This window comes from Pseudomonas asplenii (assembly GCF_001293465.1).
GTDB lineage: Bacteria > Pseudomonadota > Gammaproteobacteria > Pseudomonadales > Pseudomonadaceae > Aquipseudomonas > Aquipseudomonas fuscovaginae_B.
Window position 1 is genome coordinate 133,860 of sequence record NZ_JSYZ01000003.1, and the last position, 22,219, is coordinate 156,078.

Genomic DNA, 22,219 nt, shown 5'->3' on the forward strand with positions numbered 1-22,219 from the left:
GGAACCACAAGGCCCGCCTCCGCGCGGGCCTTGTGGTTTGCGCAGACCGGATCGCGTTTGAGAGGGCTTGCCCGCGAAGCTTCTGGCGGCCTCCGGAACGCCTTCGCTGGCAAGCCAGCTCCCACAGGAATTGCGGTGTTCCCAGATGCTTCAGTGCTGCTGCCCCAGCAACCCATCTACCTGGCTCTGCGCCAACTCGATCAGGTGCACCGAGGCCATCGCCAGATGGCGCGGCAGGCCGCTCAACTGCTCGGCGGACTCATAGGCGGTCGCAGCGGCCGAGCGCAGGATCGAGTCGAGGTTGTTCAGGGTGTCTTCGAGGTGAGGTGTCCTGCTGATGGGATCTGCGGGTAGTTCGTAGTGGGCGAAAGCGCGCTCGGTAGCGGCTTGGAGTGCCGGTTCGCTTTTGGGCGGGTTGGGCGTGACTTTGAACATGGCGATTCTCCTGACATGGTCGAGAACCCGTCACCGTCGTGACCAAACGAGAGGTGGCGGGCGGTACGCAGGTTGGTCAACCGGGATGTCAGGCACCCGGCGCACCCGAAGGCGCCCCGCGCACAGCCCACCATGAAACGACAGACACAGGAAGTGCCTGAAACCTTGGTGGCGCTGGTGCGCCTGACATTGAACGGGTGACCAAACCCGGTCACTGTTTTTCAGTGACAGGTGTCAGCCTAGGTCCCGCAGATCGACAGGCGCAAGCCAAAAGGATTTTCTAGGAAATTTCAGGCGAGGGAAAGGGAATCGTCTTGCTGGTGGGTCTTAGCGTCTGCAACAAGAATGTATCCAACGGTCGTAGTGAGTTGACATCAACGTCATCTGTGGCATTCTTGAAGAACCACTCAGCCCCGTACGCAGCGATTCAGTTCGCTGGCCGTTGGGGTGAAAAAACCGGCCTCGTGCCGGTTTTTTCGTTTCAAGGGACTGAAACCTGTGCGCACAGCCTGCTTTGTGGACGGATACAACCTGTTTTATGGCTTATTGGCAGGAACCCAGTATAAATGGCTGGACCTTCCGGCGCTGCTTCTCCTCATCCTTTGCGCCGAGCAACCCGAGAGCGAACTGGTCTCGATATTTTTCTTCACTTCGGGCGTCAAACCCGATCTTGCCAGTCGTGGCCGGCTCTCCAAGGAGGCCAGGACACCTATTTGCGTGCGCTCATTGAAAGAGGTGTGCATGTCCATTATGGGCGGCACCAATTGGAGCCGAGGCTTGCGCCTCGATTTGTCGATCGAAATACACCGGCCTCAAGGCAGGACCAGGTCGCTATCTGGAAGCTCGAAGAAAAGGAAACCGATGTTCATATCGCGATCAGCATGTATCGTCTTGCTGCCAAACAAGCGTCGTTGCCTGCTTCTGAACGTATCGGGCAAATCGTGCTGGTGTCAGCCGACACGGATATGACCCCTGCCCTCAGGGCTATCCGGGAGGATCATCCCGAGATTCAAGTGGGTGTAGTTCTGCCGAACCGTGAAGGTATCAAGCGCACACCTCCTGGCTCATTGAAGAATCACTCCAACTGGATGCGTCAGGTCGTCACACAGGAGGAGCTGGCTGCCTGCCAGTTTCCACATCAAGTGCCGACCCGGAAAAAACCGGCGAGAAAGCCGTGCTACTGGTGAGCTTCCCCGAAAAAGAAAACCCCGGAGGGCCTTGGCCGTCCGGGGGCGCTGGGTGCCACCGCTTACAGCTTGGCGATCGACACCTCGGTGGATTTCACGAAGGCGATCACTTCGCTGCCGATTTCCAGTTCCAGTTCCTTGACCGAACGGGTGGTGATCACCGAGGTGACGATGCCGGAAGCGGTCTGGACGTCGATTTCCGACAGTACGTCGCCGGTGACGATTTCCTTGACGGTGCCCTTGAACTGGTTGCGCACGTTGATGGCTTTGATGGTCATGGCGTTGATTCCTGTCTTTGATTGAGTAGGCAAGGCTTGGTTACAGCGCCCAGCGCAATTGCGTGGGCAAGGGTGAAACAGGTTCCGGTTCGGGTGGCGCGCCAGGCAGCGACAGCACCCGGTTCAACACTTCGGTCTCCAGCGCCGCCAGGCGATGGGAACCCCGCACCCGCGGGCGCGGCAGTTCGACGTGCAGGTCGAGGCCGATCTGGCCGTCTTCGATCAGGATCACCCGATCGGCGATGGCCACGGCTTCGCTGACGTCGTGGGTCACCAGCAGCACGGTAAAACCATGCTGCTGCCAAAGGCGCTCGATCAGTTGCTGCATCTCGATCCGGGTCAGGGCGTCCAACGCCCCCAGCGGTTCGTCGAGCAGCAGCAGTCGAGGCTGGTGAATCAGGGCGCGGGCCAGGGCCACGCGCTGTTTCTGGCCACCGGACAGGCCCGCCGGCCACTCGTTGGCACGATCGGCCAGGCCGACCGCTTCCAGTGCCTGCAGGGCCTGGGGACGCCAGTTGCCCTTGAGGCCGAGGCCGACGTTGTCGATGACTTTTTTCCACGGCAGCAGGCGCGCTTCCTGGAACATCAGCCGGGTGTCTTCGCGGGCGTCGCTCAACGGCGCGGCGCCGGCCAGCAGGTCACCGCCGGTGGGTTTGTCGAGACCGGCCAGCAGGCGCAGCAGGGTACTCTTGCCGCAACCGCTGCGGCCGACCACGGCGACGAACTGTCCGGCCGGGATATGCAGGTCGATCTCACGCAGGACCTGGCGCTCGCCGAAGGTTTTCTGCAGCTTGCGCGCCGCCAGCGGAATGCCTTGCAGCAGGCGTGGAGGTTGTTGGGCTGTCATGCGGCACCGCCTTTGCTCTGATAGGCCGGATGCCAGCGCAGCCAGACCCGCTCCAGGCCACGGGCCGCGAGGTCGGCGAGTTTGCCCAGGACCGCGTAGAGGACAATCGCCAACACCACCACGTCGGTTTGCAGGAACTCCCGGGCGTTCATCGCCAGGTAGCCGATGCCGGAACTGGCCGAGATGGTCTCGGCGACGATCAGGGTCAGCCACATGAAGCCGAGGGCGAAGCGCACGCCGACCAGGATCGAGGGCAACGCGCCTGGCAGGATCACCTGGCGGAACAGGCTGAAGCCGGACAGGCCGTAGCTGCGCGACATCTCCACCAGGGCCGGATCGACGTTGCGGATGCCGTGGTAGGTGTTGAGGTAGATCGGGAACAGGGTGCCGAGGGCGACCAGGAAAATCTTCGCCGACTCGTCGATGCCGAACCACAGGATGACCAGTGGGATCAGCGCCAGGTGCGGCACGTTGCGGATCATCTGCACCGAGCTGTCGAGCAGGCGTTCGCCCCATTTCGACAGGCCGGTGATGAAGCCCAGGGTCAGGCCGATGCTGCCACCGATGAGGAAACCGAGGCCGGCGCGCCAGCCGCTGATGGCCAGGTGAGTCCAGAGGTCGCCGCTCTGCACCAGGGCGACGCCGGCCTCGACCACGGCGCTCGGCGCGGGCAGGATCCGGGTCGACAGCCAGCCGGCCGAGACCGACAGTTGCCACACCGCCAGCAGCAGGATCGGCAGCGCCCAGGGCGCCAGCCGGTGGGTGATACGGGTCAGGGTCGTCATGGCGCGGCCTCAGCTCTGGGACACGGCTTTGGGCAGGATGTCGTTGGCGACCATCTCACCGAAGGGGCTGACGTAACCGGCGCTTTTCGGCCGCTCCGGGCGCTCGATGTCCAGGTGCGGGAACAGCAGTTCGGCGACCCGGTAGGACTCTTCCAGGTGCGGGTAGCCGGAGAAGATGAAGGTGTCGATGCCCAGGTCCGCGTATTCCTTGACCCGTGCCGCCACGGTCGGGCCATCGCCGACCAGGGCGGTGCCGGCACCGCCCCGTACCAGGCCGACGCCGGCCCACAGGTTGGGGCTGACTTCCAGCTTGTCGCGGCTGCCACCGTGCAGGGCGGCCATGCGCTGCTGGCCGACGGAGTCGAAGCGCGCCAGGGATTTCTGCGCGCGGGCGATGGTGTCATCGTCCAGGTGCGAGATGAGTTTCTCTGCGGCCTTCCAGGCCTCGGCATTGGTTTCGCGAACGATCACGTGCAGGCGGATGCCGAAGCGCACGGTACGGCCCTGTCTGGCGGCCTTGGCGCGGACCTGTTCGATTTTCTCGGCGACGGCGGCCGGCGGTTCGCCCCAGGTCAGGACCATGTCCACCTGTTCGGCGGCCAGGTCCTGGGCGGCTTCCGACGAGCCGCCGAAGTACAGCGGTGGCCGCGGCTGCTGCAGGGGCGGATAGAGCAGCTTGGCGCCCTTCACGCTGATGTGCTGGCCGTCGTAGTCGACGGTCTCGCCTTCCAGTACCCGCCGCCAGATGCGGGTGAACTCCACCGAGGCCTGGTAACGCTCTTCGTGGTCGAGGAACAGGCCGTCGCCGGCCAGCTCGTCCGGGTCGCCGCCGGTCACCAGGTTGAACAGCGCCCGTCCGCCGGACAGCCGGTCGAGGGTCGCCGCCTGGCGCGCCGCCACGGTCGGGGAAATGATCCCGGGGCGCAGGGCGACGAGGAATTTCAGCCGTTGGGTCACCGGGATCAGCGAGGCGGCCACCAGCCAGGAGTCCTCGCAGGAACGCCCGGTGGGGATCAGTACGCCGCCGAAGCCGAGGCGATCGGCGGCCTGGGCCACCTGCTGCAGATAACCGTGGTCGACGGCGCGTGCGCCTTCGGCGGTGCCAAGGTAATGGCCGTCGCCGTGGGTAGGCAGGAACCAGAAGATGTTGAGGCTCATGGAGTTGTCTCCTAAGGAATACGGTTCAAGGTGCGGTGGCAACGGCGGCCGGTGGTGTCCAGATCACGTCCTTGATGCTCAGCGGCTTGGGAATCAGCTTGAGCTGGTAGAAGCTGTCGGCGATTTTCTGTTGCGCGGCGACCACCTCGGGGGTGAGGAACTGCGCGCCGTAGCCCTGGCGCTTCACCGAGGTCAGGGTGATGTCGGCGGGCAGGCCGAGCAGCGGCGCGACCTGGGCGGTGACTTCCTCGGGGTTGGCCTTGGACCAGTCGCCGACGGCGCGGACTTCCTCGACCAGGGCCTTGATCACCTCGGGGTGTTTTTGCGCGTAGGGGCGGGTCGCCAGGTAGAACTGGTTGTTGTCCACCAGGCCCTTGCCGTCACGCAGGGTGCGGGCCTTGAGCTGTTGCTCGGCGGCAGCCTGGTAGGGGTCCCAGATCACCCAGGCGTCGACGCTGCCGCGCTCGAAGGCGGCGCGGGCATCGGCGGGAGGCAGGTAGACGGTCTGGATGTCGCTGTACTTGAGGCCGGCGTCTTCCAGGGCGCGGACCAGCAGGTAGTGGACGTTGGAGCCCTTGTTGAGGGCGACCTTCTTGCCCTTGAGTTCCTGTACCGACTTGATCGGCGAGTCCTTGGGTACCAGGATCGCTTCGCTGGTCGGCGCGGGCGGCTCGGAGGCGACGTAGAGCAGGTCGGCACCGGCGGCCTGGGCGAATACCGGTGGCGTCTCGCCGGTGACACCGAAGTCGATCGAGCCGACGTTCAGCCCTTCGAGCAGTTGCGGGCCACCGGGGAACTCGGTCCATTGCACCTGTACGCCCTGCGCGGCGAGGCGTTTTTCCAGGCTGCCCTTGGCCTTGAGCAGGACCAGGGTGCCGTATTTCTGATAACCGATGCGCAGGGACTCGGCCTGGGCTTGGGTAATGGCGCCGAAGGTGACAGCCGCTGCAAACAGAGCGACCAGACCACGACGCAAAATGACAGTGCGCATGGCGCTCTCCTTTTTGCAGTTGGGGTTTTGGCTGCACCTGCTTGCCCGTTGGCGGGCGAGTAAGGCCAGTACATCGATTGCGGGTGAAACGGGCTAGATGCTCCAGCGAGCACTCAGCAGACGATCATTCAGCACGGCCGGGTCCAGGGGCCTGGGCCGGCGGGCCAGGGCCCGGTGGAACTGCTCCAGGGCCTCGTCCAGGCGTTGTTCCAGCGCCGGGGCCAGTTGCGCCTGGGCGCTGCCTTCGCCATAGGCGATCTGGCTGTCCTCGGCGAAGATGCCGTGGAGCATCTCCTGGGCCTTCAGCGCGGCGAGGACCGGCTTGAGCGCATAGTCCACGGCGAGCATGTGGGCGATGCTGCCACCGGTGGCCATGGGCAGGACCACCTTGTGGCTCAGGGCGCGCTCGGGCAGCAGGTCGAGCAGGGTCTTCAGGGCGCCGGAAAACGAGGCCTTGTACACCGGCGTGGCGATCACCAGGCCGTCGGCCTGTTCGATATGCTGCAGCAGATTGACCACCTGCGGGCTGCCGAAGCGTGCATGGAGCAGGTCTTCGGCATTGAAATCACGGATCTGGTAGTTCACTACCTCGATGCCTTGCTGGTTGAGCCAGTGTCTGGCGCGGTCCAGCAGTACCCCGGAGCGCGATCGCTGGCTGGGGCTTCCTCCGAGTGTCACGACCAGCATGTAGGTCTTTCCTCAAACATGTGACGGCGATTCGCGGGTTGCGATCTCGCTTGGGTTGACAGACCTTACCAGTGATTTTTTATATCTATAAATCTTATTTATTCATTTGTTTATTCTTAAAGTGCATATAAGGCGGGTTTTGTTCCGGGCAAAAAAATAGGCCGTCGAAACGGCCTGAAAACCCCTGCTTTGTGAATACCTTGAAACTGAAAAAAACGGCCGATGTTCTCGATCCCTGTAGGAGCGTGGCTTGCCCGCGATCGAGTGCGAAGCACTCGCAAATCCTGAGCACCCGTTTCATCAGGAACACCGCATCAGCCGATTTCACGACTGCTTCGCAGCCGATCGCGGGCAAGCCACGCTCCTACAGGGGGAGGGCGCTGGCTGCCCTTCACATGGATCTCAGCGATTGGGCTGCGGCGTCAGGCGCAGGTACGGTTTCACCGCGCGGTAGCCTTTCGGGAAGCGACGCTTGATCTCTTCCTCGTCCTTGAGCGACGGCACGATCACCACGTCGTCACCGTCCTGCCAGTTGGCCGGGGTGGCGACCTTGTGGTTGTCGGTCAGTTGCAGCGAGTCGATCACCCGCAGGATCTCGTTGAAGTTGCGGCCGGTGCTCGCCGGGTAGGTGATGGTCAGCCGGATCTTCTTGTTCGGGTCGATCACGAACAGCGAGCGCACGGTCAGGGTGTCGCTGGCATTGGGGTGGATCAGGTCGTACAGGTCGGACACCTTGCGGTCGGCGTCGGCCAGGATCGGAAAGTTGACAAGGGTGTGCTGGGTTTCGTTGATGTCCTCGATCCACTTGTGGTGCGAGTCCACCGGGTCCACGGACAGGGCGATGGCCTTGACGCCGCGCTGGGCGAATTCGTCCTTGAGCTTGGCGGTGAAGCCAAGTTCGGTGGTGCACACCGGGGTGAAGTCCGCCGGGTGGGAAAACAGCACGCCCCAGCTGTCGCCGAGCCACTCGTGGAAACGAATCTTGCCGGCGCTGGAATCCTGTTCGAAGTCGGGGGCGATGTCGCCCAGTCTGAGGCTCATGTGCTGCTCCTTGGGTGAAGGTGGATGAGTCCTAATGTGCCTGTAGTACGGATTATTTAAAAAGAATAAATATCGATTTATTTAGAAGATAAAGAAATATTAAAAACATCTTCATTGGACGCGCAAGGCGACCAGGCGCACTCTTGTCCACAGCTTGTGAGAGGGCTAAGGGGATGTAACTCAGTGGAGTGCCGAACGCCGCGATGTCGAGGTTTGGCGGGAGGCCGAAGCTGATGGTAGTGCTGTATGCAAGACGTGAAGCACTCGGCCCGGCATTGCGCCGGGCCGAGTGTGGATCTTTCTACTAGACGATCACGCGCTTCTTACAGCAGCGGGATCGAGTAGCTGACGATCAGGCGGTTCTCGTCCTGCGAACGGGTGTTCGGCAGGTCGGTACGCCACATGGCGTTTTTCCAGGCGAAGCCCAGGTTCTTGAAGGTACCTTCCGGTACGACGTAGGCCAGGCTGATGTCGCGTTCCCACTCGGAGCTACCGTTGGCACGTACGCCCGATACGATGGTATCGATGTTGTCGCCACGCAGGTAGACGATACCGGCGGTCAGGCCAGGTACGCCAACCTTGGCGAAGTCGTAGGCGTAGCGAGCCTGCCAGGTGCGCTCGCCGGCACGGGCGAACTTCTGGATCTGCACGTCGGTGATGGTGCTGTTGGACGAGCCGTCACCCTGGTTCAGCCAAGGGAAGTCGCTGTCACCCTTGGTGTACTGGTAGCCGGCGCCGAAGGTGTGGCCTTCAACCGAGTACAGGGCCAGGTAGCTGTACAGGTCGTTGTCGACCTTGCCCTTGACCTTGGTGGCGTTGGTGGTGTGATCCGAGTACCAGCCGGTGGTGTAGTAGTTGGCGGTGTCGCCATTGGCACCATTGTCACGGCTGCGGTAGTAGCGCAGGTCGCTCTTGAGTACGCCAGGGCCGATTGCCCAGTTGTGCACCAGGCCCAGGAAGTTCTGCGAGTAGAAGTCCTTCAGCTCGCCGTAGTAGTACGAAGCGGTCAGGTCCTTGGTGATCTTGTAGTCGGCACCACCATAGTAGAACTTGTTGCTGTCACGCGCGGCAGCGGTAGTGCCGTTGGCGCCAGCGATCGACAGGCTCTGGTCGTTGGTGGAGTTACGGCCTTTGGCCGAGTTGATCAGACCGCCGGTCAGGGTCAGATCCTTGATTTCGTTCGACTTGATCTCGCCGCCGGTGAAGGTTTGTGGCAGCAGGCGACCGTCGTTGGTCTTGATGACCGGGTTGTTCGGCTGCAGGGTACCGATCTTCAGTTCGGTCTGGGAAACCTTGACCTTGCCGGTCAGGCCCAGGCTTGCGAAGTCTGGTACTGCGCCATTCTGGCCATTGGTCGGGAAGACTGTGCCGCCGTTGGCAGCACCGTTGGCGTTACCGCTCTTGTCACGGCTGGAGTCCAGACGGATGCCGTACAGACCGATCGCATCGACACCGAACTGCACGGTGCCTTGGGTGTAACCCGAGATGAAGCGCAGATCGAAGCCTTGGCCCCATTCTTCGTTCTTGTTCCGGCTGGTAGCGGTGTTGGCGCCATCGCGGTTATCGGTATTGATGTAGAAGTTGCGCAGACCCAGAGTGGCCTTGCTGTCTTCGATGAAACCTGCGGCGCCTGCCTGCTGCGCCAGAACCCCCACGGCCACAGCCAGGGCCAGAGTGGACTTCTTCATTGGTCTTGCTCCTCTCATTTCTAATTTTTGTATTTCTGATTGGCTCGGGATCTACGCCCCTTTGGCGCCACAGATTTCGCGATTAGCGCCGGATCGTGACCGGTAAGTCAATCGGGACCCGCCTGCCTACGACTTTGGTCTAACCGCTGGTGTTTGGTCCGTGCAGAGTAATGACTTTGTCATAAACCCAAAAAGAATCATTTCGTCCTTTTTCAGACGATTCAGGAATATGGTGTTTGATCGAACGCCGCGCCAGGGGGTGTTATCGACCGCCGGGCTCATTCCTGAAAAGTATTTTTCTGCCTCTTTTTAGAACCCGGCGACTTGCGGAGGCGTCTCCGTACGTCATGGGCGATCAAAAAGGCGACGCAATCATGGCGAAACGCTGCCACTCTCGTCAATTTATTACAGCATTTGTCAGAACAAGATTGCCATGTACCTGTCACATTCCGACGTCCGGTCCGGAGCGTGACTTGTCGGACTGGCCCTCAACCATAGATCACGAAACGCCGTGTCGCGAATCCGCTTGTCTCCACAGGGCGATATGACCCCGGTTTCCGGGGACATGACAGACATATTTCCTCTCATAAGCTAATGCAAATAAGTTATTTATTTTAAGATTCTTAGATCATTTAGTCTTCTCGACACGCCGAGTCCCGGTCATCCGTTGAGGAGCTTCTCCGATGAAACCCAATTCCCCACTCCGCCTGCTGGCGGCACTGTCCCTGGCCGGGGCTAGCCTGTTCGCCCAGGCTGCCGACCTGACCGTGGCCTACCAGACCACCGTCGATCCGGCCAAGGTCGCCCAGGCCGACGGCACCTACGAAAAAGTCAGCCAGGCCAGGATCGACTGGCGCAAGTTCGACAATGGCGCCGACGTCATCTCGGCCATCGCCTCGGGCGACGTGCAGATCGGCTACCTCGGCTCCAGCCCGCTGACTGCGGCCATCACCCGCAAGGTACCGGTGGAAACCTTCCTGATCGCCACCCAGATCGGCGCCGCCGAGGCCCTGGTGGCTCGCGACGGCTCCGGGATCAACTCGCCCCAGGACCTGGTCGGCAAGAAGGTCGCTGTGCCGTTCGTCTCCACCGGCCACTACAGCCTGCTGGCCGCGCTGAAACACTGGAACATCGATCCGGCGAAGGTGCAGGTCCTCAACCTCGCGCCGCCGGCGATCATCTCCGCCTGGAAGCGCGGCGATATCGATGCCACCTACGTCTGGGACCCGGCCCTGGGCGTGGCCAAGGAAAACGGCAAGGTGCTGATCACCTCCGGCGAACTGGCGAAGCTCGGTGCACCGACGTTCGATGCCTGGATCGTGCGCAAGGACTTTGCCGAGAAGCACCCGGAGATCGTCAAGGCATTCGCCAAAGTGACACTGGATGCCTACGCGCAATACCGAAAAGACCCACAGGCCTGGCTGGCTGACAAAGCGAACGTCGACAAGCTGGTCAAGCTCTCCGGCGCCAAGGCCAGTGACATTCCGCTGCTGCTGCAGGGCAACGTCTACCCGCTGGCGGCTGACCAGGTCACCGTCCTCGGCAAGCCGACCGCCCAGGCGATCACCGACACCGCGACGTTCCTGAAAGAGCAGGGCAAGGTCGAGGCGGTCCTGCCGGACTACGCCCCCTACGTCAGCGCCAAATTCATCACCAACTGATTCAACGGGCCTGATTGCCCGAGCCCAGGACTGAGGAGCCCATCGCCATGGCCTTGTTACAACTGGAGCGCATCAGCGCACAGTACCCCGGTGCGGCCGAGCCGGTGTTGTCGGATATTTCCCTCAGTCTGGGGCCCCAGCAGTTGCTGGTGGCCCTCGGGCCGTCGGGCAGCGGCAAGACTTCGCTGCTGAACCTGATCGCCGGGTTCGTCGAACCCAGCGCCGGGCGCATCACGCTCGACGGTGTGCCGGTCAAGGGTCCGGGCGCCGAGCGCGGGGTGGTGTTCCAGGACGATGCCCTGCTGCCCTGGCAGGACGTGCTGGCCAATGTCGGCTTCGGCCTGGAACTGGCCGGTGTTCCTCGCCAACAGCGCGAAGCCCGTGCCCGGGAAATGCTCGCACTGGTCGACCTGGCGAACTTCGACTCGCGCCGTATCTGGCAACTCTCCGGCGGCCAGAAACAACGTGTCGGCCTGGCCCGCGCCCTGGCGGCGGACCCGCGGGTGCTGCTGATGGACGAGCCGTTCGGCGCCCTCGATGCCTTCACCCGTGAACAGATGCAGGAGCTGTTGCTGCAAGTCTGGAAGCGTACCGCCAAGCCGGTGTTCCTGATTACCCACGATATTGAAGAGGCGGTGTTCCTTGCCACCGACCTGATCCTGCTGGCACCCGATCCGGGACGGGTGGTGGAACACCTGAAGCTGGATTTCGGCCAGCGCTACAGCGCCGGCGAATCCGCCCGCTCGATCAAGTCCGATCCGCGTTTTATCGAAACCCGTGAGCACGTGCTGGCCCGTGTGTTCTCCCAGCGCAGCGCCGCTTCGCGGCAGGAGTTCGTATGAGCAGCTATGAATTGCCGGTGGCGGCCGCCACCAAACCGACCGTGCCTGCGGCACGGCGCAGCTTGAGTACACGCTGGATCAGCGTGCTGACCCTGCTGGGGCTGATTGCCCTGTGGTGGGCGGTCACCGCCTTCGGCGTGATCGAGCCATTGTTCCTGCCACCGCCGTCGGCGGTGCTGGAAAAGGGTTGGCTGCTGGTGACCAAGGGCTATATGGATGCGACCCTCTGGCAGCACCTGGGTGCCAGCCTCGGCCGTATCGGCCTGGCGCTGGGGATTGCCGTGCTGACCGCCATCCCGGTGGGCATCGCGATCGGTCACAACCGGATCGCCCGCGGTATCCTCGACCCGCTGATCGAGTTCTACCGGCCGATCCCGCCGCTGGCCTACCTGCCGCTGATCGTGATCTGGTGCGGTATCGGCGAGCTGTCGAAAGTGCTGCTGATCTACCTGGCGATCTTCGCCCCGATCGCCATCGCGACCGCCACCGGCGTGCGCACCGTCGACCCGGCCAAGCTGCGCGCGGCGCTGTCGCTGGGCGCGACCCGGGCACAGCTGATCCGTCACGTGATCCTGCCCAGCGCCCTGCCGGACATCCTCACCGGTGTCCGCATCGGGCTGGGCGTCGGCTGGTCGACGCTGGTCGCCGCCGAGCTGATCGCGGCCACCAGCGGCCTGGGCTTCATGGTCCAGTCGGCGGCACAGTTTTTGGTGACCGATGTGGTGGTGCTGGGGATCCTGGTGATTGCCCTGATCGCCTTCGCCATGGAGATGGGCCTGCGCGCCCTGCAACGCAAGCTGGTGCCGTGGCACGGCCAGGCTCACTGACAGACTTGATTTTGCCGAGCGCTCGGCGCGTATTTTGAAGAGAACCGACCATGAGCCTGACCCTTACTCCCCTGAGCGCGGCCCTGGGTGCGCAGATCGATGGCATTGCCCTGAGCGAGCCGCTCAACCTCGAGCAGCGCGACGCCATCGAGCAGGCGCTGCTCAAGTACCAGGTGCTGTTCTTCCGCAACCAGCCGCTGAACCCGCAGCAACAGGCGGCGTTCGCGGCGAATTTCGGCGACCTGCATATTCATCCGATCTACCCGAACGTGCCGGAACAGCCGCAGGTGCTGGTCCTCGATACGGCGGTCACCGATGTGCGTGACAACGCCATCTGGCACACCGACGTGACCTTCCTGCCGACCCCGGCGCTCGGTGCGGTGCTGGCGGCCAAGCAGTTGCCGGCCTTTGGCGGCGACACCCTGTGGGCCAGCGGGATCGCTGCGTTCGAGGCCTTGTCGGCACCGTTGCAGCGGCTGCTGGACGGACTCACGGCTACGCACAATTTCATCAAGTCGTTCCCCGTCGAGCGCTTCGGCAGTACGCCGGAAGATCTGGCGCGCTGGGAGGAAACCCGCCGGAACAATCCGCCGCTGTCCCATCCGGTGATTCGCACGCATCCGGTGAGCGGGCGCAAGGCGCTGTTCGTCAACGAGGGCTTCACCACCCGGATCAATGAGCTGGAAGAGGCGGAGAGCGAAGCGATCCTCAAGCTGCTGTTCGCCCACGCGACGCGGCCGGAGTTCACCATCCGCTGGCGCTGGCAGGAGAACGACGTGGCGTTCTGGGACAACCGCGTGACCCAGCACTACGCAGTGGATGACTACCGGCCGAACCGACGGGTGATGCACCGGGCGACCATCCTCGGTGACGCGCCGTTCTAGCACTCCTCAGGGAGCAGGCATTCTTGCCGTGGGAGCCAACTGTCTTTAGTGCGCCGCCGATGAGCGGTCAGACTGCCTGTGGGGGCGGTGGTGACGGTGCTGGCCTATTCGCGGATAAACCGGGGCGCCGGACCGCCGGCTCCCACAAGTTTTTCAGAGCGGGATGTCGCGCTTGGGCAGGTACGGCGGCAGGTACAGCCCCAGGTAGGCGTCGAACACCCGCATGCCTTCCTCGGCCATGCGCGGGGTGATCTGGTCGTGCAGTTGCATCGAGCGCGCATAGACCCGATCGCCCAACTCCATCGCCAGGGCGAACACGTCGACATCCGTCGGCAGCGCCGGCAGTTCGAAGTGGCGGATGAACAGCTTGTGCATCAGGTCGCCCAGCTCGATATCGTGTTGGCGGTCGGCCTGGGTCACCTCGGTCAGGCCGTGCTGGGCGAGGATCAGTTGGCGGGCCGCCGCGTCTTCGCTGTAGATCACCATCATCCGCTGTTCCACCAGCCGTGACAGGTCGCGCCAGCTGCTGAGGCTGGCGTGGTCGATCGGTGCCTGCAGGCAGGCGCGGAAGGCGGCGTGGACGTCGGCGGTGAGGGCTTCGAGCAGGGCCGGGACGCTGGCGAAGAAGTGGTAGACCGACGACGGCGGAATCTGCGCGCGCTCGGCGACGCTGTAGATCGACAGGTTGGCCACGCCCTCGGCGGCCAGCAGGTGGCGGGCGGCGTCGAGAATCGAATCGATCCGCGCCTGGCTGCGGGCACGGGGTTTGCGAGCGGTGGCGGGGCGGGGCATGGCGTTCTCCGGCAAGGGCTGCGGGGATTGTACGCGAGGTCCTGTGCAGGCTGTGAGATCGCCAAAAGCTTCGCGGATAAATCCGGCTGCACAATGATCGTGCTGAACGCAAACCCTGTGTACGGCGCAAGGCTGGGGCGGCGGATGTATCCGCGAAGAGGCCACCTCGATGCCCCCGTCAAAAAAAACGCCGCGGGCCCAGGGGCCGGCGGCGTTCTTCCTTCTATTACCGCACCCGCTTAAACGGTATGCAGGTACCAGTTGTACTCGAGGTCGGAGATGGAGTGTTCGAACTCTTCCAGCTCGCTCTCCTTGCAGGCCACGAAGATGTCGATGTACTTCGGATCGATGTACCGGGCCATGATCTCACTGTCGTCCAGCTCGCGCAGGGCATCGCGCAGGTTGTTCGGCAGGCTCTGCTCGTTCTGTTCGTAGCTGTTGCCTTCGGTCGGTGCCGGTGGCTCGACCTGGTTGGTCAGGCCATGGTGTACGCCGGCCAGGACCGAGGCCATCAGCAGGTACGGGTTGGCGTCGGCTCCGGCCACGCGGTGTTCCAGGCGCACGGCGTCCGGCGAGCCGGTCGGCACGCGCAGGGCCACGGTGCGGTTGTCCAGGCCCCAGCTCGGCGAGTTCGGTACGTAGAACTGCGCGCCGAAGCGGCGGTAGGAGTTGACGTTCGGGCAGAGGAAGGCCATCTGCGCGGGCAGGGTCTCGAGCACACCGCCGATCGCGTGACGCAGCGCGGCGTTCTGCTCGGGATCCTCGCTGGCAAAAATGTTCTTGCCGTCCTTGTCGAGTACCGAGATATGGACATGCAGTCCGTTGCCCGCCTGGCCCGGGTAGGGCTTGGCCATGAAGGTGGTGTCCATCTCATGGTCGTAGGCGATGTTCTTGATCAGGCGCTTGAGCAGGACCGCGTAGTCGCAGGCCTTGATCGGGTCGGCCACGTGGTGCAGGTTCACCTCGAACTGCGCCGGGGCGCTTTCCTTGACGATGGCGTCGGCCGGGATCCCTTGCTCCTTGGCACCTTCGAGGATGTCCTGGAGGCAGTCGACGTATTCATCGAGGTCGTCGATCAGGTAGACCTGTGTCGAGTGCGGGCGTTTGCCGGAGATCGGCGAGCGGGGAGGTTGTGGGCGGCCATTCACGTTCTCCTGGTCGATCAGGTAGAACTCGAGTTCGAAGGCGGCGCAGATGGTCAGACCGAGGTCGTCAAACTTGCTTACAACTTGGCGGAGCACTTCACGAGGATCGGCGAAGAAAGGTTCGCCTTCGAGTTCGTGCATGGTCATCAACAGTTGCGCGGTGGGTCGCTTTTGCCAGGGCTCGTTGCTCAGGGTGCCGGGAATCGGGTAACAGATCCGGTCGGCGTCGCCGATGTCCAGGCCCAGGCCGGTGCTTTCCACCGTCGAGCCGTTGATGTCCAGGGCAAAAAGTGAGGCCGGCAGGTTGATGCCTTTCTCGTAAACCTTGTGGAGGCTGGTGCGTTCGATGCGCTTGCCTCGCACCACACCATTCATATCCGCAATCAGAAGGTCAACGTACAGAACCTCAGGATGTTCCTTAAGGAACACGTTCGCTTCGTTAAGCTGAACGGCACGCGGGGGTACCGACATGATGCAACACCTTTGTTGTTAAAAATATCAATCATTGATCTTTTCTGGTTTCAGTCAACCCGAACGGCATGCCGAAGTCAAGCGAGGCAATTTCTGCCCTGAAAAAGCGCCCGAGTGGCTTTTTTGGGGCATTTTGGGGCGTTTTTTTCCCGCTGACTCCCGTGGGCACCGCAGGCTTGAGCGGGCCGTGTTGTATTTTTTACGGGGGTGTTGTGTAAAAAAATGAACAAGGCTAAGCTCGATTAAAACCCATAACAGCAATAATACCGGGGTGTTTCATGTCTCGCCTGCCGTTGATCGGCGTCACCGCCTGCTCTAAACAGGTGGGTTTGCATGGTTATCACATCAGTGGTGACAAGTATGTCCGCGCAGTCGCAAGCGCTGCCCAGGGCTTGCCGCTGATCATCCCCTCGCTGGCGGAACTGCTTGAACCGTCCGATATTCTGGACAGCCTCGACGGCCTTCTTTTTACCGGCTCTCCCTCCAACGTCGAACCGCATTTGTACGGTGGCCCGGCCAGCGAGCCAGGCACTGCTCATGATTCTGCACGCGACCGCACCACCCTGCCGCTGATCCGTGCCGCCGTGGCGGCCGGCGTGCCGGTGCTCGGCATCTGCCGCGGTTTCCAGGAGATGAATGTGGCGTTCGGCGGCAGCCTGCACCAGAAGGTTCATGAAGTGGGAACCTTTATCGATCATCGTGAAGACGAGAGCCAGCCGCTGGAGGTCCAGTACGGCCCCGCGCACCCGGTGCGGGTGGAGCCCGGTGGGGTCCTGGCGGGGCTCGGGTTGCCGGCGGAGTTCGCGGTCAACTCGATTCACGGCCAGGGCATCGACCGCCTGGCCGCTGGCCTGCGGATCGAGGCCCGGGCCCCGGACGGCCTGATCGAGGCGGTCTCGGTGATTGGCGGCAAGGCTTTTGCTAACGCCTTTGCATTAGGTGTGCAATGGCATCCGGAATGGCAGGTCGAAAGCAATCCGGTCTACCTCGCCATTTTCCAGGCGTTCGGCGAGGCCTGCCGAAAACGGGCAAAACAACGCGACACTGATGCTTTAACGAGCGCCTGACTCCTATTATGTAGTTCAGGAAACCCAGCCCAGAGGCATTTATGAGTAACAACCTCGACCAGCTCACCGATTGGTTGAAAGACCACAAGATCACAGAAGTCGAATGCATGATTGGCGACCTCACCGGCATCACCCGGGGCAAGATCTCGCCAACCAACAAGTTCATCGCCGAAAAGGGCATGCGTCTGCCTGAAAGTGTCCTGTTGCAGACCGTGACCGGCGACTACGTCGAAGACGACATCTATTACGAACTGCTGGACCCGGCCGACATCGACATGATCTGCCGCCCCGACGGCAACGCGGTGTACCTGGTGCCCTGGGCCATCGAGCCGACCGCGCAGGTGATCCACGACACCTACGACAAGCAGGGCAACCCGATCGAGCTGTCGCCGCGCAACGTGCTCAAGAAGGTCCTGAAGCTCTACGCCGACCGCGGCTGGCAGCCGATCGTCGCGCCGGAGATGGAGTTCTACCTGACCAAGCGCAGCGACGACCCGGACTATCCGCTGCAACCGCCGGTGGGCCGTTCCGGGCGCCCGGAGATCGGTCGCCAGTCGTTCTCCATCGAGGCCGCCAACGAATTCGATCCACTGTTCGAGGATGTCTACGACTGGTGCGAACTGCAGGAGCTGGACCTCGACACGCTGATCCACGAGGACGGCACGGCGCAGATGGAAATCAACTTCCGTCACGGCGATGCCCTGTCCCTGGCCGACCAGATCCTGGTGTTCAAGCGCACCATGCGCGAGGCGGCGCTCAAGCACGACGTGGCGGCCACCTTCATGGCCAAGCCGATGACCGGCGAGCCGGGCAGCGCCATGCACCTGCACCAGAGCATCATCGACATCCAGACCGGCAAGAACATCTTCTCCAATGAGGATGGGACCAAGAGCGAGCTGTTCCTCAACCACATCGGCGGCCTGCAGAAGCTGATTCCCGAGCTGTTGCCGCTGTTCGCGCCGAACGTCAACTCGTTCCGCCGCTTCCTGCCGGACACCTCGGCGCCGGTGAACGTGGAGTGGGGCGAAGAGAACCGCACTGTCGGCCTGCGGGTACCGGATGCCGGCCCGCAGAACCGCCGGGTGGAAAATCGCCTGCCGGGCGCCGACGCCAACCCTTACCTGGCGATCGCCGCCAGCCTGCTGTGCGGCTATATCGGCATGGTCGAAGGCATGACACCGAGCGCGCCGGTGGTCGGTCGTGGTTACGAGCGGCGCAACCTGCGCCTGCCGCTGACCATCGAGGACGCCCTGGAGCGCATGGAAAACAGCAAGACCATCGAGAAGTACCTGGGCAAGAAATTCATCACTGGCTACGTCGCGGTAAAGCGGGCCGAGCATGAAAACTTCAAGCGTGTCATCAGTTCGTGGGAGCGGGAATTCCTGCTCTTCGCCGTCTGATGCAGCGGGCGCGGCGGGTATCTGGCCGCGCCTTCACTGGAATCTAGGAGATCCGTATGACCAGCAACAACCCGCAAACCCGTGAGTGGCAGACCCTCAGCAGTGATCATCACCTGGCTCCCTTCAGCGACTTCAAGCAATTGAAGGAAAAGGGCCCGCGCATCATCACCAACGCCAAGGGCGTCTACCTCTGGGACAGCGAGGGCAACAAGATCCTCGACGGCATGGCCGGCCTGTGGTGCGTGGCGGTCGGGTATGGGCGCGACGAGCTGGCCGAGGCCGCCAGCCAGCAGATGCGCGAACTGCCTTATTACAACCTGTTCTTCCAGACCGCCCACCCGCCGGCGCTGGAGTTGGCCAAGGTGATCTCCGAGATTGCGCCCGAGGGCATGAACCACGTGTTCTTCACCGGTTCCGGCTCCGAAGGCAACGACACCATGCTGCGTATGGTCCGCCACTACTGGGCGATCAAGGGCCAGCCGCAGAAGAAGACCATCATCAGCCGCAAGAATGGCTATCACGGCTCCACCGTGGCCGGCGCCAGCCTGGGCGGCATGACCTACATGCACGAGCAGGGCGACCTGCCGATCCCGGGCATCGTTCATATCCCGCAACCCTACTGGTTCGGCGAAGGCGGCGACATGAGCCCGGAAGAGTTCGGTATCTGGGCGGCCAACCAGTTGGAGGAGAAAATCCTCGAACTGGGCGTGGACAACGTCGGTGCGTTCATCGCCGAGCCGATCCAGGGGGCCGGTGGCGTGATCGTGCCGCCTGAAAGCTACTGGCCGCGGATCAGGGAGATCCTCGCCAAGTACGACATCCTGTTCGTCGCCGACGAGGTGATCTGCGGGTTCGGCCGTACCGGCGAGTGGTTCGGCAGCGATTTCTACGGCCTCAAGCCGCACATGATGACCATCGCCAAGGGCCTGACCTCCGGCTACATCCCGATGGGTGGCCTGATCGTGCGTGACGACGTGGTCGCGGTGCTCAACGAGGGTGGCGATTTCAACCACGGTTTCACCTACTCCGGGCACCCGGTGGCCGCGGCGGTGGCGCTGGAAAACATCCGCATCCTGCGCGATGAAAAAATTATCGAACGGGCCAAGGCCGAAACGGCACCTTATTTGCAGAAGCGTCTACGGGAACTGAACGATCACCCGCTGGTGGGTGAGGTTCGCGGTGTGGGTCTGCTGGGGGCCATCGAGCTGGTCAAGGACAAGGCCACCCGTGCGCGCTATGAAGGCAAGGGCGTCGGCATGATCTGCCGGCAGTTCTGCTTCGATAACGGGCTGATCATGCGTGCCGTCGGCGACACCATGATCATTGCCCCGCCACTGGTGATCAGCAAGGCCGAGATCGATGAGTTGGTGGCCAAGGCCCGTCAATGCCTGGACCTGACCCTGAGTGCGTTGCAGGGCTAGGTGCTAGGCTCTGAGCGGGGGCGAGTTGCAGGCGCTTTCGCTCGGAGTGATCACAAAGGCGGGTCTTTCCTTGAAAGCCGGCCTTGGATCTTGCCAGACTACCCCACTGTTCCGAGTTGCCCGGAAATCGGCCGCCGAACAGCTGGTTAAAAAGAAAAATTGGAGCATGACGCATGAAGGCATTAGGTTTGAAGAACGCTGGCAAGACTCTCCTGGCCCTGTCCATGGCCGGAGCGATGGCCGGTGCCGCTCACGCGGACGACAAAGTGCTGCACGTTTACAACTGGTCCGACTACATCGCACCGGACACCATCGCGAACTTTGAGAAGGAGTCCGGGATCAAGGTCGTCTACGACGTATTCGACAGCAACGAAACCCTGGAAGCCAAGCTGCTGGCCGGCAAGTCCGGTTACGACATCGTGGTGCCGTCCAACAACTTCCTGGCCAAGCAGATCAAGGCTGGCGTCTACCAGGAACTGGACAAGTCCAAGCTGTCCAACTACGACAACCTGAACAAGTCGCTGCTCAAGGCGGTTTCGGTCAGTGACCCGGGCAACCAGCACGCCTTCCCGTACATGTGGGGCTCGATCGGCATCGGCTACAACCCGGAGAAGGTCAAGGCCGCGCTGGGCGTGGACAAGATCGATTCGTGGGACACCCTGCTCAAGCCGGAGAACATCGCCAAGCTCAAGAGCTGCGGCGTGAGCTTCCTCGACTCGCCGACCGAGATGATCCCGGTGGCGCTGCACTACCTGGGCCTGCCAACCGACAGCCAGAAGAAGGATGACATCAAGAAGGCCGAGGATCTGTTCCTGAAGATCCGTCCTTCGATCACCTACTTCCACTCGTCCAAGTACATCTCGGACCTGGCCAACGGCAACATCTGCGTGGCCGTCGGCTACTCGGGTGATATCCAGCAGGCCAAGTCCCGCGCTGCCGAAGCCGGTGACAAGGTGAAAGTCAGCTACGCCATTCCGAAGGAAGGTGCCGGCAGCTTCTATGACATGGTCGCCATTCCGAAAGACGCGGAAAACGTCGACGGCGCCTACAAGTTCATGAACTACCTGCTCAAGCCGGAAGTCATGGCGGCGATCACCGACAGCGTGCGTTTCCCGAACGGCAACGAGAAGGCCACCGCACTGGTCGACAAGAGCATCACCAGCGACCCGGGTATCTATCCGCCAGCAGACGTGCAGGCCAAGCTCTACGCCATTGCCGACCTGCCTGCCGCTACCCAGCGTGAGCTGACCCGCAGCTGGACCAAGATCAAGTCGGGCAAGTGACCGGCCTGATGTAACACGCTCCACCTGCTGGAACCGGACTCATCCGGGCGCCGGTTCCAGCAGGATAAATATCAATCAAAGAAAACTTTTGCTGGATCGGCTTATCGAGGGTAAGTTGCGCGCCGGTTTTGTCATCGGGCGGTTTGGCGCCATATGGCCCGGGCAACTCAGGCCCAACTATTGAGAGGACCTCCGAGTGTCTATTTCTTTGTTTTGCAAGACTTTGCTGGTTGGCGCAGGCCTGACGCTGGCTGCGGGTGCGTACGCTGCCCCGACTGTGCATATTTATAACTGGTCCGATTATATCGGCGAGAAAACCCTGGCCGATTTCGAGAAGGCCACCGGTATAAAACCGGTGTATGACGTCTTCGATTCCAATGAAACCCTGGAAGGCAAGTTGCTGGCCGGACATACCGGGTATGACGTGGTGGTTCCGTCCAACCACTTCCTCGGCAAGCAGATCAAGGCCGGCGCCTTCCAGAAGCTCGACAAGTCGCTGCTGCCCAACTACGCCAACCTCGACCCGGTGCTGATGAAGCGGCTGGAGAAGAACGATCCGGGCAACCAGTACGCGGTGCCGTACCTGTGGGGCACCAACGGCATCGGCTACAACGTCGAGAAGGTCAAGGCCGTGCTCGGCGTCGACAGGATCGACTCCTGGGCGATGCTGTTCGAGCCGGAAAACATCAAGAAGCTTTCCAGTTGCGGCGTGGCGTTCCTCGACTCCGCCGATGAAATGCTGCCGGCGGTGCTCAACTACATGGGCCTGAGCCCCAACAGCACCAACGAGAAGGACTACAAGGCGGCCGAGGAGAAACTGCTCAAGGTTCGTCCGTACGTCACCTATTTCAACTCGTCCAAGTACATCACCGATCTGGCCAACGGCGAGATCTGCGTGGCGGCCGGTTTCTCCGGCGATGTGTTCCAGGCGAAGAAGCGCGCCGAAGAAGCGAAGAAGGGCGTGGATATCGCCTACGTGATTCCCAAGGAGGGCGGCAACCTCTGGTTCGACATGCTGGCGATTCCCAAGGACGCCGGCAACGTGAAGGAGGCCCATGCGTTCATCAATTATCTGCTGCAACCTGAAGCGATCGCCCAGGTCAGCGATTATGTCGGATATGCCAACCCGAACCCAAAGGCTGGCGAACTGATGGATCAGTCCGTGCGCACCGACGAAGCGGTTTACCCACCGCAAGCTGTTGTGGACAAGCTGTACGTCAACTCGGAACTACCCCCGAAAATCCAACGTGTGATGACCCGTAGCTGGACCAGGATCAAGTCGGGCAAATAGTCCGCAAGGACTCGGGTCAAACCATTCAATGCCAGGCC

At 62.2% G+C, this 22,219-nt stretch carries 21 protein-coding genes and 1 pseudogene; 10 read left to right on the top strand and 12 right to left on the bottom strand.

Going from position 1 to position 22,219, the window contains the following annotated elements:
* Positions 1 to 150: 150 nt before the first annotated feature.
* Complete coding sequence (locus tag PF66_RS04560) at positions 151 to 435, bottom strand: DUF6124 family protein (RefSeq protein WP_054062006.1); 285 nt, start codon at positions 433 to 435, stop codon at positions 151 to 153.
* Between the two features lie 498 nt (positions 436 to 933).
* Between PF66_RS04560 and PF66_RS04565 the strand changes: the two are divergent.
* Positions 934 to 1,622: pseudogene (locus PF66_RS04565) on the top strand (NYN domain-containing protein).
* 62 nt (positions 1,623 to 1,684) lie between these two features.
* Here PF66_RS04565 and PF66_RS04570 read toward each other — a convergent pair.
* The 9 genes from PF66_RS04570 to PF66_RS04610 all read right to left on the bottom strand — a co-directional run bounded on the left by PF66_RS04570 (position 1,685) and on the right by PF66_RS04610 (position 9,097).
* Entirely contained in the window at positions 1,685 to 1,900 is a 216-nt protein-coding gene (locus tag PF66_RS04570) for a TOBE domain-containing protein (protein WP_017901475.1), read from the bottom strand.
* A gap of 40 nt (positions 1,901 to 1,940) precedes the next feature.
* Complete coding sequence (gene ssuB / locus PF66_RS04575; protein WP_054062007.1) at positions 1,941 to 2,747, bottom strand: aliphatic sulfonates ABC transporter ATP-binding protein; 807 nt, start codon at positions 2,745 to 2,747, stop codon at positions 1,941 to 1,943.
* A complete protein-coding gene (gene ssuC, locus PF66_RS04580) occupies positions 2,744 to 3,532 on the bottom strand; it encodes an aliphatic sulfonate ABC transporter permease SsuC (RefSeq protein WP_054062008.1) in 789 nt (262 codons plus the stop codon). Before ssuC ends, ssuB begins: the two co-directional genes overlap by 4 nt.
* A gap of 9 nt (positions 3,533 to 3,541) precedes the next feature.
* Entirely contained in the window at positions 3,542 to 4,690 is a 1,149-nt protein-coding gene (gene ssuD / locus PF66_RS04585; protein WP_054062009.1) for an FMNH2-dependent alkanesulfonate monooxygenase, read from the bottom strand.
* 25 nt (positions 4,691 to 4,715) lie between these two features.
* Positions 4,716 to 5,681 carry a sulfonate ABC transporter substrate-binding protein gene (locus PF66_RS04590; protein WP_054058724.1) on the bottom strand — a complete coding sequence of 322 codons (966 nt, stop codon included), beginning with the start codon at positions 5,679 to 5,681 and terminating at the stop codon, positions 4,716 to 4,718.
* 93 nt (positions 5,682 to 5,774) lie between these two features.
* Positions 5,775 to 6,368, bottom strand: coding sequence for an NADPH-dependent FMN reductase (gene ssuE, locus PF66_RS04595; RefSeq protein WP_054062010.1), 594 nt, complete (start codon positions 6,366 to 6,368; stop codon positions 5,775 to 5,777).
* Positions 6,369 to 6,462: 94 nt separating this feature from the next.
* Positions 6,463 to 6,723, bottom strand: a complete 261-nt coding sequence (locus PF66_RS04600) for a hypothetical protein (RefSeq protein WP_054062011.1) — start codon at positions 6,721 to 6,723, stop codon at positions 6,463 to 6,465.
* 47 nt (positions 6,724 to 6,770) lie between these two features.
* A complete protein-coding gene (locus PF66_RS04605; RefSeq protein ID WP_054058721.1) occupies positions 6,771 to 7,409 on the bottom strand; it encodes a peroxiredoxin in 639 nt (212 codons plus the stop codon).
* A gap of 323 nt (positions 7,410 to 7,732) precedes the next feature.
* A complete protein-coding gene (locus PF66_RS04610; protein WP_054058720.1) occupies positions 7,733 to 9,097 on the bottom strand; it encodes an OprD family porin in 1,365 nt (454 codons plus the stop codon).
* Positions 9,098 to 9,780: 683 nt separating this feature from the next.
* On the opposite strand from PF66_RS04610, the gene tauA reads away from it, so the two are divergent.
* Genes tauA through tauD form a run of 4 tightly spaced genes read left to right on the top strand, consistent with a single transcriptional unit; the run spans position 9,781 to position 13,311 of the window.
* Positions 9,781 to 10,758 carry a taurine ABC transporter substrate-binding protein gene (tauA, locus tag PF66_RS04615; protein WP_054058719.1) on the top strand — a complete coding sequence of 326 codons (978 nt, stop codon included), beginning with the start codon at positions 9,781 to 9,783 and terminating at the stop codon, positions 10,756 to 10,758.
* A gap of 47 nt (positions 10,759 to 10,805) precedes the next feature.
* Positions 10,806 to 11,600, top strand: coding sequence for a taurine ABC transporter ATP-binding subunit (gene tauB / locus PF66_RS04620; RefSeq protein WP_054062012.1), 795 nt, complete (start codon positions 10,806 to 10,808; stop codon positions 11,598 to 11,600).
* Entirely contained in the window at positions 11,597 to 12,427 is an 831-nt protein-coding gene (gene tauC, locus PF66_RS04625) for a taurine ABC transporter permease TauC (RefSeq protein WP_054062013.1), read from the top strand. Before tauB ends, tauC begins: the two co-directional genes overlap by 4 nt.
* 50 nt (positions 12,428 to 12,477) lie before the next feature.
* Positions 12,478 to 13,311 (top strand): taurine dioxygenase, encoded by an 834-nt coding sequence (gene tauD / locus PF66_RS04630; RefSeq protein WP_054058716.1) that lies wholly within the window; start codon positions 12,478 to 12,480, stop codon positions 13,309 to 13,311.
* A 153-nt stretch (positions 13,312 to 13,464) separates the two neighbouring features.
* On the opposite strand, the gene PF66_RS04635 is transcribed toward tauD, so the two are convergent.
* On the bottom strand, positions 13,465 to 14,103 hold the full coding sequence (locus tag PF66_RS04635) for a TetR/AcrR family transcriptional regulator (RefSeq protein WP_054062014.1): 639 nt from the start codon (positions 14,101 to 14,103) through the stop codon (positions 13,465 to 13,467).
* Positions 14,104 to 14,342: 239 nt separating this feature from the next.
* Positions 14,343 to 15,719 carry a glutamine synthetase family protein gene (locus PF66_RS04640; RefSeq protein WP_054058714.1) on the bottom strand — a complete coding sequence of 459 codons (1,377 nt, stop codon included), beginning with the start codon at positions 15,717 to 15,719 and terminating at the stop codon, positions 14,343 to 14,345.
* 278 nt (positions 15,720 to 15,997) lie between these two features.
* On the opposite strand from PF66_RS04640, the gene PF66_RS04645 reads away from it, so the two are divergent.
* The 5 genes from PF66_RS04645 (at position 15,998) to PF66_RS04665 (ending at position 22,181) form a co-directional block, all read left to right on the top strand.
* Positions 15,998 to 16,786 (top strand): gamma-glutamyl-gamma-aminobutyrate hydrolase family protein, encoded by a 789-nt coding sequence (locus tag PF66_RS04645; protein ID WP_054062015.1) that lies wholly within the window; start codon positions 15,998 to 16,000, stop codon positions 16,784 to 16,786.
* A 41-nt stretch (positions 16,787 to 16,827) separates the two neighbouring features.
* Complete coding sequence (locus PF66_RS04650) at positions 16,828 to 18,186, top strand: glutamine synthetase family protein (protein WP_054058712.1); 1,359 nt, start codon at positions 16,828 to 16,830, stop codon at positions 18,184 to 18,186.
* A gap of 56 nt (positions 18,187 to 18,242) precedes the next feature.
* Positions 18,243 to 19,607 carry an aspartate aminotransferase family protein gene (locus PF66_RS04655; protein WP_054058711.1) on the top strand — a complete coding sequence of 455 codons (1,365 nt, stop codon included), beginning with the start codon at positions 18,243 to 18,245 and terminating at the stop codon, positions 19,605 to 19,607.
* Positions 19,608 to 19,795: 188 nt separating this feature from the next.
* Positions 19,796 to 20,890, top strand: coding sequence for a polyamine ABC transporter substrate-binding protein (locus PF66_RS04660; protein WP_054062016.1), 1,095 nt, complete (start codon positions 19,796 to 19,798; stop codon positions 20,888 to 20,890).
* A 196-nt stretch (positions 20,891 to 21,086) separates the two neighbouring features.
* Positions 21,087 to 22,181 (top strand): polyamine ABC transporter substrate-binding protein, encoded by a 1,095-nt coding sequence (locus PF66_RS04665; protein WP_054058709.1) that lies wholly within the window; start codon positions 21,087 to 21,089, stop codon positions 22,179 to 22,181.
* Positions 22,182 to 22,219: the final 38 nt, after the last annotated feature.

What these genes read in the sequence shown, in the direction of transcription:
- ssuB (WP_054062007.1), bottom strand. Translation starts at nt 2,747, where the DNA reads ATGACAGCCCAACAACCTCCACGCCTGCTGCAAGGCATTCCGCTGGCG.
- PF66_RS04570 (WP_017901475.1), bottom strand. Translation starts at nt 1,900, where the DNA reads ATGACCATCAAAGCCATCAACGTGCGCAACCAGTTCAAGGGCACCGTC.
- PF66_RS04655 (WP_054058711.1), top strand. Translation starts at nt 18,243, where the DNA reads ATGACCAGCAACAACCCGCAAACCCGTGAGTGGCAGACCCTCAGCAGT.
- PF66_RS04610 (WP_054058720.1), bottom strand. Translation starts at nt 9,097, where the DNA reads ATGAAGAAGTCCACTCTGGCCCTGGCTGTGGCCGTGGGGGTTCTGGCG.
- PF66_RS04635 (WP_054062014.1), bottom strand. Translation starts at nt 14,103, where the DNA reads ATGCCCCGCCCCGCCACCGCTCGCAAACCCCGTGCCCGCAGCCAGGCG.
- PF66_RS04605 (WP_054058721.1), bottom strand. Translation starts at nt 7,409, where the DNA reads ATGAGCCTCAGACTGGGCGACATCGCCCCCGACTTCGAACAGGATTCC.
- tauD (WP_054058716.1), top strand. Translation starts at nt 12,478, where the DNA reads ATGAGCCTGACCCTTACTCCCCTGAGCGCGGCCCTGGGTGCGCAGATC.
- ssuD (WP_054062009.1), bottom strand. Translation starts at nt 4,690, where the DNA reads ATGAGCCTCAACATCTTCTGGTTCCTGCCTACCCACGGCGACGGCCAT.
- PF66_RS04590 (WP_054058724.1), bottom strand. Translation starts at nt 5,681, where the DNA reads ATGCGCACTGTCATTTTGCGTCGTGGTCTGGTCGCTCTGTTTGCAGCG.
- ssuE (WP_054062010.1), bottom strand. Translation starts at nt 6,368, where the DNA reads ATGCTGGTCGTGACACTCGGAGGAAGCCCCAGCCAGCGATCGCGCTCC.
- tauA (WP_054058719.1), top strand. Translation starts at nt 9,781, where the DNA reads ATGAAACCCAATTCCCCACTCCGCCTGCTGGCGGCACTGTCCCTGGCC.
- PF66_RS04650 (WP_054058712.1), top strand. Translation starts at nt 16,828, where the DNA reads ATGAGTAACAACCTCGACCAGCTCACCGATTGGTTGAAAGACCACAAG.
- tauB (WP_054062012.1), top strand. Translation starts at nt 10,806, where the DNA reads ATGGCCTTGTTACAACTGGAGCGCATCAGCGCACAGTACCCCGGTGCG.
- ssuC (WP_054062008.1), bottom strand. Translation starts at nt 3,532, where the DNA reads ATGACGACCCTGACCCGTATCACCCACCGGCTGGCGCCCTGGGCGCTG.
- PF66_RS04560 (WP_054062006.1), bottom strand. Translation starts at nt 435, where the DNA reads ATGTTCAAAGTCACGCCCAACCCGCCCAAAAGCGAACCGGCACTCCAA.
- PF66_RS04640 (WP_054058714.1), bottom strand. Translation starts at nt 15,719, where the DNA reads ATGTCGGTACCCCCGCGTGCCGTTCAGCTTAACGAAGCGAACGTGTTC.
- PF66_RS04645 (WP_054062015.1), top strand. Translation starts at nt 15,998, where the DNA reads ATGTCTCGCCTGCCGTTGATCGGCGTCACCGCCTGCTCTAAACAGGTG.
- tauC (WP_054062013.1), top strand. Translation starts at nt 11,597, where the DNA reads ATGAGCAGCTATGAATTGCCGGTGGCGGCCGCCACCAAACCGACCGTG.